11 protein-coding genes and 1 tRNA gene are annotated in these 10,231 nt (G+C 49.4%); all 12 read right to left on the bottom strand.

Annotated elements, in window-relative coordinates; genetic code table 11:
• Positions 1 to 2 precede the first annotated feature (2 nt).
• Positions 3 to 78, bottom strand: a tRNA-Lys gene (locus tag WC5_RS08580).
• Between the two features lie 164 nt (positions 79 to 242).
• Positions 243 to 1,034, bottom strand: a complete 792-nt coding sequence (gene cpoB / locus WC5_RS08585; RefSeq protein WP_000097569.1) for a cell division protein CpoB — start codon at positions 1,032 to 1,034, stop codon at positions 243 to 245.
• A 9-nt stretch (positions 1,035 to 1,043) separates the two neighbouring features.
• Entirely contained in the window at positions 1,044 to 1,565 is a 522-nt protein-coding gene (pal, locus tag WC5_RS08590) for a peptidoglycan-associated lipoprotein Pal (RefSeq protein ID WP_010352216.1), read from the bottom strand.
• A 34-nt stretch (positions 1,566 to 1,599) separates the two neighbouring features.
• On the bottom strand, positions 1,600 to 2,892 hold the full coding sequence (tolB, locus tag WC5_RS08595) for a Tol-Pal system beta propeller repeat protein TolB (protein WP_010352214.1): 1,293 nt from the start codon (positions 2,890 to 2,892) through the stop codon (positions 1,600 to 1,602).
• Between the two features lie 132 nt (positions 2,893 to 3,024).
• Entirely contained in the window at positions 3,025 to 4,293 is a 1,269-nt protein-coding gene (gene tolA / locus WC5_RS08600) for a cell envelope integrity protein TolA (RefSeq protein WP_000030697.1), read from the bottom strand.
• A 64-nt stretch (positions 4,294 to 4,357) separates the two neighbouring features.
• Entirely contained in the window at positions 4,358 to 4,786 is a 429-nt protein-coding gene (gene tolR / locus WC5_RS08605; RefSeq protein WP_000124988.1) for a colicin uptake protein TolR, read from the bottom strand.
• 3 nt (positions 4,787 to 4,789) lie between these two features.
• The gene (gene tolQ / locus WC5_RS08610) at positions 4,790 to 5,482 is read right to left on the bottom strand and encodes a Tol-Pal system protein TolQ (RefSeq protein WP_000131314.1); all 693 of its coding nucleotides are present in this window, start codon (positions 5,480 to 5,482) and stop codon (positions 4,790 to 4,792) included.
• Positions 5,479 to 5,883, bottom strand: a complete 405-nt coding sequence (gene ybgC / locus WC5_RS08615; protein WP_001098384.1) for a tol-pal system-associated acyl-CoA thioesterase — start codon at positions 5,881 to 5,883, stop codon at positions 5,479 to 5,481. Before ybgC ends, tolQ begins: the two co-directional genes overlap by 4 nt.
• A gap of 149 nt (positions 5,884 to 6,032) precedes the next feature.
• Positions 6,033 to 6,326 (bottom strand): cyd operon protein YbgE, encoded by a 294-nt coding sequence (gene ybgE, locus WC5_RS08620; RefSeq protein ID WP_000034606.1) that lies wholly within the window; start codon positions 6,324 to 6,326, stop codon positions 6,033 to 6,035.
• A complete protein-coding gene (gene cydX, locus WC5_RS08625) occupies positions 6,326 to 6,439 on the bottom strand; it encodes a cytochrome bd-I oxidase subunit CydX (RefSeq protein WP_000270283.1) in 114 nt (37 codons plus the stop codon). The genes ybgE and cydX overlap by 1 nt, the downstream gene beginning before the upstream one ends.
• Before the next feature lie 14 nt (positions 6,440 to 6,453).
• On the bottom strand, positions 6,454 to 7,593 hold the full coding sequence (gene cydB, locus WC5_RS08630; RefSeq protein WP_000568269.1) for a cytochrome d ubiquinol oxidase subunit II: 1,140 nt from the start codon (positions 7,591 to 7,593) through the stop codon (positions 6,454 to 6,456).
• A 15-nt stretch (positions 7,594 to 7,608) separates the two neighbouring features.
• Positions 7,609 to 9,177 (bottom strand): cytochrome ubiquinol oxidase subunit I, encoded by a 1,569-nt coding sequence (cydA, locus tag WC5_RS08635; protein ID WP_010345240.1) that lies wholly within the window; start codon positions 9,175 to 9,177, stop codon positions 7,609 to 7,611.
• Positions 9,178 to 10,231 lie beyond the last annotated feature (1,054 nt).

The following is a 10,231-nucleotide window of genomic DNA, read 5'->3' as shown; positions in this document are numbered from 1 at the left end:
AGTGGTGGGTCGTGCAGGATTCGAACCTGCGACCAATTGATTAAAAGTCAACTGCTCTACCAACTGAGCTAACGACCCACTTTTGCGTTGCTTTCGGTTTGTTTGATATCCCGTGGCAACGGCGGCATATATTACTGATTTCAGATTTGAGCGCAACAAAAATTTCGATGTAGATCACTCAACTGCTTATGATTCGCACGACACGACCAGAAATAATGCGACTTCTGGTCGTGTGTTATGCATTACATCGCGTTCAGACGTTTTTGCGCCTGTTTAGCGCCATCAGTACCAGGGTATTTACTGATAACCTGCTGGTACACGGCTTTCGCTTTCGCGGTGTCACCTTTATCCTGCATGATGACGCCGACTTTAAACATCGCATCCGCAGCCTTCGGTGACTTCGGATAGTTTTTCACCACCGAAGCAAAATAGTACGCCGCATCATCTTTCTTACCCTTGTTGTAGTTTAACTGACCCAGCCAATAATTGGCGTTTGGCAGGTAAGTTGAATCAGGGTAATTTTTGATGAAATTCTGAAATGCCACCATCGCGTCATCCTGGCGGGATTTATCCTGTACCAGCGCAATAGCTGCATTGTAATCAGTGTTTGCATCGCCGCTTTTCACCGGCGCGCCAGCATTCGCAGTACCTGCATCAGCTGTTGGCGTCGTTGATGCCGCAGCACCGCTTTGATCGCCGCTGGTTGATTGCGCCGCTGCGCCACCGCTGCTGAGGCTATCGATCTGCAACAGGATCTGCTTTTGCCGCTCCACGACCTGATTCAGTTGATACTGATTTTCCTGAATCTGACCACGCAGGGAGTCAATATCGGACTGATTATCAGAGAGTTGTTGCTGGAGTTGGGTTAAAAGCTGGCTGTGAGCATTAGAAATACGCTCAAGTTGAGTGACGCGGTCTTCGACCGAGCCTGAGCCGACACTACTGATTGGTGCCTGAGCAAAAGCGGCCCAAGGGGCCGCTATACCAACCAGTAACGACAGACTCAATAGTTGATGTCTGAAGTTACTGCTCATGCAATTCTCTTAGTAAACCAGTACCGCACGACGGTTTTTGGAGTATGCCGCTTCGTCATGACCCAGTACTGCAGGTTTTTCTTTACCGTAAGAAACGATGGAGATCTGGTCTGCAGAAACGCCTTTACCCTGCAGGTACATCTTAACGGCGTTCGCACGACGTTCACCCAGGGAGATGTTGTATTCCGGAGTACCACGTTCGTCCGCGTGACCTTCTACGGTGACTTTGTAAGACGGGTTGCTACGCAGGAAGTTTGCGTGTGCATCCAGCATTTGAGCGAAGTCAGAACGGATATCGTACTTGTCCAGATCGAAGTAAACGATGTTGTTCTGCTGCAGCTGTTGCATTTGCAGACGAGCCTGCTCTTCGGAAGACATATTGCCGTTGCTGCCGTTCGCATCCATACCAGTGCCGGCACCCAGCATGCCTTCGCTGCCGTCATTGCTGGCGTTCTTGTTGGAAGAACATGCCGCAATTGCCATAACAGGCAGAGCAATCATCAGCCCTTTCAGCACTTTGTTCAGTTGCATTTCAATGATTCCTTTACTATTCAATTAATTATTATCACAGATACGGCGACCAGGCAGGGAATTTGACCTGTCCATCAGTTGCCGGAAGACGCGCTTTGAAACGCCCATCTGTAGAAACCAAATTCAGCACGGATCCCATCCCCTGAGAAGAGCTGTAGATTACCATAGTGCCGTTAGGTGCCAGACTTGGCGTTTCATCCAGGAACGTTGACGACAGTACTTGTACGCCTCCCGTTACCAGATCTTGTTTGGCAATGTGCTGCTGCCCACCATTGGAGCTGACCATTACCATAAACTTACCGTCGCTGCTGACATCCGCATCCTGGTTCTGCGAACCTTCCCAGGTAATACGTTGTGGCGCACCGCCGTTGATATTCACTTTATAAACCTGCGGACGACCGGCCTGGTCAGAAGTAAATGCCAGGTTCTGGCTGTCCGGGAACCAGGTCGGTTCGGTGTTGTTGCTGCGACCGTCAGTCACCTGACGAATCTGACCAGAAGCCAAATCCATTACGTACAGGTTCAGGCTACCAGTTTTCGACAGAGCGAATGCCAGCTTGCTGCCGTCTGGCGAGAATGCAGGCGCACCGTTATGACGCGGGAATGAAGCCACCTGACGTACAGCGCCATTTGCCAGCGTCTGAATAACCAGCGCGGAACGACCGCTTTCGAAGGTGACATATGCCAGTTTAGAACCATCTGGTGACCACGCCGGAGACATCAGCGGCTGCGGTGAGCGATGAACCACAAACTGGTTGTAACCGTCATAGTCAGATACGCGCAGTTCATACGGGAACTGACCGCCGTTGGTCTGAACAACGTAGGCAATACGGGTACGGAACGCACCTTTAATGCCAGTCAGTTTTTCAAACACTTCATCACTGGCGGTATGACCAGCGTAACGCAGCCATTGCTTGTTAACTTTATATGAGTTCTGAGCAAGTACAGTACCCGGCGCACCGCCGGTATCAACCAGCTGATAAGCAACATTGTAAGAGCCGTCAGGATTTGGAGTGACCTGACCTACAACGACAGCATCAATGCCCAGCGCAGACCATGCAGCAGGTTGAACTTCCTGCGCACTACCCGGCTGCTGTGGCAGACGAGCGCGATCTAACGGATTAAATTTGCCGCTGTTACGCAAGTCAGCAGCAACGATGCCACCAATATCTTCGGGTGCCGCGCCAGGCCCTGCCCACTGGAAAGGAACTACACCAATGGGACGACCGGAATCTACACCGCTGTCGATCACAATGCGGACTTCAGCGTGCAGAACTGATGCCCACAGTATGAGAAAACCAAATGCTACTCGTAATGCCTGCTTCATCATATCTCCCTTATCTGGACAGATAGCCCACGATAATTTAGCAGAATGTTAACAAACTCAAATACACAAAACTACCAGAACCCAGCGACAACCGATGTTTGATGTTAACCGCCGTGACGGTCAACATCGCGATTACGGCTTGAAGTCCAATGGTGCGTTTTTGAACACTTCATATACTGCCTGGCTTGGTGGTTTCGGGATCTTCGCAAGTTTAGCTGCTGCCAACGCAGCCTGACAAAGTGCGGGATCGCCACCTTCAGGTTTGATATCCAGTAACATACCATCTGGCGCCAGTTTTATGCGCAGCGTACAGGTTTTGCCTGCATAGGACGATGCGTCATAGAACTTACTTTCGATAGCAGATTTAATCTGCCCGGCATAGTTATTGATATCTGCGCCTGATGCGCCATTGTTTTTAGTATTACCACTCCCGGCAGGCGAAGCATTGTTCCCTTTCGCCCCACCGCCGGTTTTCGGTGCATTCTTACCAGAGCTTAGCTCACCGAAAATATCATCTGCCTCTGCGGCAGCTTTTGCTGCAGCGGCTTTTTCAGCTGCTGCTTTTGCCGCTGCGGCTTTTTTGTCTGCGGCGGCTTTTTCTGCCGCTGCTTTCTTCTCAGCTGCAGCCTTTTCAGCAGCCGCTTTTTCTGCTGCTGCTTTTTTCTCGGCTGCGGCTTTCTCTGCTGCCGCTTTCTTATCAGCAGCCGCTTTTTCTGCCGCTGCTTTCTTCTCAGCTTCGGCCTTCGCTTTTTCAGCAGCTTCGGCTGCCGCTTTTTTTCTCGCTTCTGCTGCGGCTGCTTCTGCCGCTTCCGCTTTCTTCTTCAGCGCCGCAGCTGCTGCCTCGGCTTTTTTCTGTGCTTCAGCGGCGGCTTTGGCAGCTTCTGCTTCCGCTTTTTTCTTCGCGTCTGCAGCCGCTTTCTTCGCTGCTTCTGCGGCTGCTTTGGCATCCGCTTCAGCCTTCGCTTTAGCATCTGCTGCCGCTTTCGCTGCCGCCTCTTCCGCTTGCTTCTGCTTTAACTCGGCCTGTTTAGCGGCTTCTTCAGCCTGATTCTTCTGTTCCTGAGCAGCTAACCGCTCTTTCTCAAGTTGCTTCAGGCGTTCCTGTTCAGCCGCTTGTTTCTCACGCAGTTCTTCAGCTGCCTGCTGTTCCTTCATCTTGCGCTGCTCATCGGAACGCTTCGCGCTTGATTCCTGGCTTTGCATACGCTTGTACTGCTCAACTACCGCACCTGAATCAACCATTACGGCATCGATGGACGAACCACCGCCGCCACCGGCTGAAGCTTCTATATTCTCATCGAACGAACTCCAGATCAGCGCCGCAAATAAGATGACATGCAGCACTGCTGAAATAATTATCGCCCGCTTGAGCTTGTCGTTTTGTTCGGTTGCCTTTGACACTCTCGGTTCCCAAAAACTGTTCGCCTGTTACCCGCTCTCTTTCAAGCAAGGAAAACGCAGATGCTTAGATAGGCTGCGTCATTAAACCAACCGATTTCACACCCGCACTGTGTAACAAGTTCAGTGCTTTAATTATTTCATCGTAAGGCACATCTTTTGCGCCACCGATCAGAAAGACCGTTTTCGGATTAGCCTTGAAACGGCTGGATACTTCCGCCACCACCTGCTCTGGTGGTAAACGCTCCAGGCGATCCTTCTCAACCACCACGGTGTACTGACCAATACCAGATACTTCAACAATCACTGGCGGATTATCGTTGCTACTCACCGCCTGCGATTCAGTGGCGTCCGGCAGATCGACTTCTACGCTCTGGGTGATGATTGGCGCTGTTGCCATAAAGATCAGCAACAGCACCAAAAGCACGTCCAGCAACGGTACGATGTTGATTTCGGACTTGAGATCGCGACGACCTCGTCCACGTACTCTGGCCATGGCTTACCCCTTGTTACTCTCGCTAACGGTAAACGCCTGGCGGTGCAGAATCGCGGTAAACTCTTCCATAAAGTTGTCGTAATTCAGTTCCAGTTTGTTTACGCGCTGGTTGAGGCGGTTGTAGGCCATTACCGCCGGAATAGCAGCGAAAAGACCAATTGCCGTTGCAATCAACGCTTCTGCGATACCGGGAGCAACCATTTGCAACGTTGCCTGCTTCACTGCGCCAAGAGCGATAAAGGCATGCATGATCCCCCAGACTGTACCAAACAGACCAATATATGGGCTGATGGAACCTACCGTACCGAGGAATGGAATGTGCGTTTCCAGATTTTCAAGTTCACGGTTCATCGAGATACGCATAGCACGCGACGCCCCTTCTACTACGGCTTCCGGCGCATGGCTATTGGCACGATGCAGGCGCACAAATTCTTTGAACCCGCTGTAAAAGATTTGTTCCGAACCGGTGAGATTATCCCGTTTTCCCTGGCTCTCTTGATAGAGGCGGGAAAGTTCGATTCCAGACCAGAATTTATCTTCAAACGCTTCAGCTTCGCGTGCTGCAGCGTTAAGAATACGGGTCCGCTGGATAATAATGGCCCAGGATGCGATTGAGAAACCAATCAAAATCAACATGATAAGTTTAACCAGAAGGCTAGCCTTCAGGAACAAATCAAGGATATTCATGTCAGTCACTGCTTAAACTCCGCGACAATAGACTTGGGAAGCGCACGAGGCTTCATTTTGAGTGGGTCAACGCAAACAACCAGAACCTCAGCTTCATTCAGCAAAGTATTCTCGGCGTTGACAATACGTTGCGTGAAAACCAAAGAGGTGCCACGCATTGATGTTATTTCAGTCTGTATTTCGAGCATATCGTCGAGCCGCGCAGGTGCGTAATATTCCACCGTCATTTTACGTACCACAAAGGCAACGCGTTCAGCCATCAGCGCCTGTTGACTGAAGTGATGGTGACGCAGCATCTCTGTGCGTGCTCTTTCATAAAAAGCGACGTAACTGGCGTGGTACACCACACCACCGGCATCGGTATCTTCATAGTAGACGCGAACCGGCCATCGAAACAGCGTTGTATTCACTTTACATCCCGGTAATGCAACAAAAGTTAGAACTTTTAAACGCTGCTACTATACGCGTGCGATTGAGGTTTGGGAATGAGGGCAAGTTAAGGGAGCGTAAAAATTTATGGACTGTTGAAGGTCCATAAATTTTTAAAGAGAATTCTGATTTAAAAGAAGAAGAAAATCAGCCCGACAATGAGAACAATATCGGCAAGCAGTGGGCAAAAAATCCCTTGCCAAAGAACCTTCTGCGGACGAAAACCCACGCCGTGAATCACGCCAGCACAGACGGCCCACATCAGCAATAAACCATGCCAGATTTCCAGTTCACTGGTCTTCGCGGCGAAACGTGATGGGTCCCAAAACATACATCCTGCTAACAGAAGCGCCATCACGAAGGAAAGCGCCCGCTGGGGGCGCTTGTCCATTACCGCATACAAAGTTGCGATAATTTTACTCATTAGCTGTCTTCTTGACCGGCTTTGCCTGATTCGACGTGCTCAAGCGCCAGCGCGGTGATTACCCCAAATGAACAGGCAAGAAGCGTTCCCAGAATCCATGCGAAATACCACATTATTAGCTCCTTACTTAGTACAGAGAGTGGGTGTTACGTTCAATGTCTTCTTTGGTGATACGTCCGAACATTTTCCAGTAACACCAGGTGGTGTAGAGAAGAATGATCGGAACCAGAACCACCGCAACCCAGGTCATGACGTTAAGCGTCAGCTGGCTGGAAGTTGCATCCCACATCGTCAGACTTGCATTCATCATGGTGCTGGACGGCATCACAAACGGGAACATTGCAATACCGGCAGTCAGGATGATGCAGGCCAACGTCAGGGAGGAGAACACAAACGCCCACGCGGCTTTATCCATACGTGCAGTCAGGATGGTCAGCAGCGGCAGAACAACACCCAGCGCCGGAATGGCCCACAGAATCGGCATATTGTTGAAGTTCACCAGCCATGCGCCAGCTTCACGAACAACTTCTTTATTCAGCGGGTTAGATGCTGCGTAATGGTCCATTGTCGATTTAACGACATAACCGTCGATACCGTACATCACCCACACGCCAGCCAGTGCGAAGCAGACCAGTGTCACGAGCGCCGCCACCTGTGCAGTTGCACGGGTACGCAGGTGCAGTTCGCCCACGGTACGCATCTGCAGATAGGTCGCGCCCTGAGTAATGATCATCCCTACGCTCACCACACCGGCCAGCAGGCCGAACGGGTTAAGCAACTGGAAGAAGTTACCGGTGTAGTACAGACGCAGATATTCATCAACGTTGAACGGTACGCCCTGCAACAGGTTACCGAACGCCACACCAATCACCAGCGGCGGAACGAAGCTACCAATGAAGATGCCCCAGTCCCACATGTTGCGCCAACGGGTGTCTTCAATCTTGGAACGGTAATCAAAACCGACCGGACGGAAGAACAAAGACGCCAGTACGAGGATCATCGCGACATAGAAGCCGGAGAACGCAGCGGCATAGACCATCGGCCAGGCAGCGAACAGTGCGCCACCTGCGGTGATTAGCCATACCTGGTTACCGTCCCAATGTGGCGCGATAGAGTTAATCATAATTCGACGCTCGGTGTCGTTACGACCGAGGAAACGGGTGAGCATCCCCACCCCCATGTCGAAACCGTCAGTGACTGCAAAACCAATCAGCAGAACGCCAACCAGCAGCCACCAGATAAAACGCAATACTTCATAATCGATCATTTGACGACTCCTGTCTTAGCGTGCCGGCTGAGTAGTCGTGGAAGACTGCTCAAAGTGATAGCGACCGGTTTTCAGGCTGCTTGGGCCAAGGCGTGCAAATTTGAACATTAAGAACAATTCTGCCACCAGGAACAGGGTATACAGGCCGCAAATCAGCACCATCGAGAAGATGAGATCGCCTGCAGTCAGTGACGAGTTCGCTACTGCGGTAGGCAACACTTCACCGATAGCCCACGGTTGACGACCGTATTCAGCAACGAACCAGCCCGCTTCTACAGCAATCCACGGCAGCGGAATACCGTACAGCGCGGCGCGCAGCAGCCACTTTTTCTCACCAATGCGGTTGCGGATTACACTCCAGAAGGAGAGCGCGATAATTGCCAGCAGTAGGAAGCCACACGCCACCATGATACGGAACGCGAAGTACAGCGGCGCTACACGTGGAATGGAGTCTTTGGTTGCCTGTTGAATCTGCGCTTCAGTCGCATCTGCCACGTTTGGCGTATAGCGTTTCAGCAGCAGACCGTAACCGAGGTCTTTCTTCATGCTATTGAACTGGTCACGTACAGCCTGATCGGTGGAACCAGAACGCAGTTGTTCGAGCAGAGAGTACGCTTTCATCCCGTTACGAATACGTTCTTCGTGCTGCACCATCAGTTCTTTCAGGCCGATAACCGGTGTATCCACGGAACGCGTTGCGATAATACCCAGCGCGTAAGGGATCTGGATCGCAAATTTGTTCGTCTGCTCTTCCTGATCAGGAATACCAAACAGAGTAAAGGCGGCAGGCGCAGGTTGAGTTTCCCACTCGGCTTCAATAGCAGCCAGTTTGGTTTTCTGCACATCGCCCATTTCGTAACCAGATTCATCACCCAGAACAATAACAGACAGGACGGCAGCCATACCGAAGCTGGCAGCGATAGCAAAGGAGCGTTTTGCGAAGGCGAAGTCACGACCTTTCAGCATATACCATGCGCTGATACCGAGGATGAACATCGCGCCAGTCACATAACCAGACGCTACAGTGTGAACGAATTTCACCTGAGCAACCGGGTTAAGCACCAGCTCGGAGAAGCTCACCATCTCCATACGCATAGTTTCGAAATTGAAATCGGACGCGATTGGGTTTTGCATCCAGCCGTTCGCAACCAGAATCCACAGAGCGGACAGGTTTGAACCGAGCGCCACCAGCCAGGTGACACACATATGCTGAACTTTACCCAGACGATCCCAACCGAAGAAGAACAGACCTACAAAGGTGGATTCGAGGAAGAAGGCCATCAGACCTTCGATTGCCAGCGGCGCACCGAAGATATCCCCCACATAGTGGGAATAGTAAGACCAGTTAGTCCCGAACTGGAACTCCATGGTCAGACCGGTTGCCACACCCAGAGCAAAGTTGATACCAAACAACTTGCCCCAGAACTTGGTCATATCTTTATAAATCTGTTTGCCGGAAAGGACGTAGACCGTTTCCATAATGGCCAGCAGGAACGCCATACCGAGCGTCAGCGGCACAAAAAGGAAGTGGTACATCGCGGTCAAGGCAAACTGTAAGCGCGACAGTTCGACTATATCTAACATCATGACTCCTTGCTCATCGCATGAAGACTCCGAGAGTGAACCCCGTTAGAAAGGGTCACACGCATGCCCCAATACAAAATTATTTGCTCGCCCCTATCGTTGCCATTTCATCAAAAGAGGAAAGACAATGATAAAAAAGTTACAAATATGTTAATGAATAAACCAAATTGATCCCGTAATTATATTACGCCGCAAAATCCTTACAATAAACAGGTTTTTATTGAGCAAAATTGCATTTTTCGACAGTGATCAATTTATAGCGAAATTGTCACCATCTCACCAATTTGATCTACGACAATTTATCGTGTTTTGCAGATTTTTTTCAAGAATTAAAAATTGATTTATATCAAAATCAATCAGATGTGTTAATTATGTGTGAATTATGAATCACTAACAGCCTTGTTGTTAATTTATTGTAAATTAACAATGTAACATAATTATCACAACAAAAAGACATAGATAAAAAACCAGTATTTTATTTAACAAAGTCACCTTATCAATTTTTTATAATCCTAATTGATTAGAGTAGCCAATTGGTTGCTATTTCACATAACAATTTTTTATCATAGTTAATTGATTGTTGTCTTTATGAGCGCCGAACTGTAAATCCGTTACTTATTGTTTCTCTGGTAATAATCACAAAAAGAAATAGATACCTTCGGTATAGTCAGATAGAACAAGAATTTTCAAAAGAATTTATATATGGCATTGATATTTCCCGATCTGTATTCAATGATTCCCTCAACGATTGAAAATCAAGAGAAATTGTTATAACGGGGATACGAAACAACAAAACGGAATTATAGCCAGGCGTTAGAAAACACTGGGTATTCTCGGGTACACGCTACCTTGTCTAAAAAATATTAACTCTCTGCCTTACAAAGGATTCCCCATGAAGAAAGCAACACATGTGATTGGCGTTGATGCGATTGTACTCTCCTCTATCTATGGATATTAGCGATATCGACTCATCAAGCATGAACTGAGTGGTATTCAGCTCCATATGAACAGCAACCTGGTGGGTAAACATAATTTCGCCGTTGGAATCAAGGTT

The organism is Escherichia sp. KTE114 (genome assembly GCF_000407765.1).
Classification (GTDB): domain Bacteria; phylum Pseudomonadota; class Gammaproteobacteria; order Enterobacterales; family Enterobacteriaceae; genus Escherichia; species Escherichia ruysiae.
This window is presented reverse-complemented; position numbering and strand designations above follow the sequence as displayed.

What these genes read in the sequence shown, in the direction of transcription:
- cydA (WP_010345240.1), bottom strand. Translation starts at nt 9,177, where the DNA reads ATGTTAGATATAGTCGAACTGTCGCGCTTACAGTTTGCCTTGACCGCG.
- cydX (WP_000270283.1), bottom strand. Translation starts at nt 6,439, where the DNA reads ATGTGGTATTTCGCATGGATTCTGGGAACGCTTCTTGCCTGTTCATTT.
- pal (WP_010352216.1), bottom strand. Translation starts at nt 1,565, where the DNA reads ATGCAACTGAACAAAGTGCTGAAAGGGCTGATGATTGCTCTGCCTGTT.
- ybgE (WP_000034606.1), bottom strand. Translation starts at nt 6,326, where the DNA reads ATGAGTAAAATTATCGCAACTTTGTATGCGGTAATGGACAAGCGCCCC.
- cydB (WP_000568269.1), bottom strand. Translation starts at nt 7,593, where the DNA reads ATGATCGATTATGAAGTATTGCGTTTTATCTGGTGGCTGCTGGTTGGC.
- tolB (WP_010352214.1), bottom strand. Translation starts at nt 2,892, where the DNA reads ATGAAGCAGGCATTACGAGTAGCATTTGGTTTTCTCATACTGTGGGCA.
- tolR (WP_000124988.1), bottom strand. Translation starts at nt 4,786, where the DNA reads ATGGCCAGAGTACGTGGACGAGGTCGTCGCGATCTCAAGTCCGAAATC.
- cpoB (WP_000097569.1), bottom strand. Translation starts at nt 1,034, where the DNA reads ATGAGCAGTAACTTCAGACATCAACTATTGAGTCTGTCGTTACTGGTT.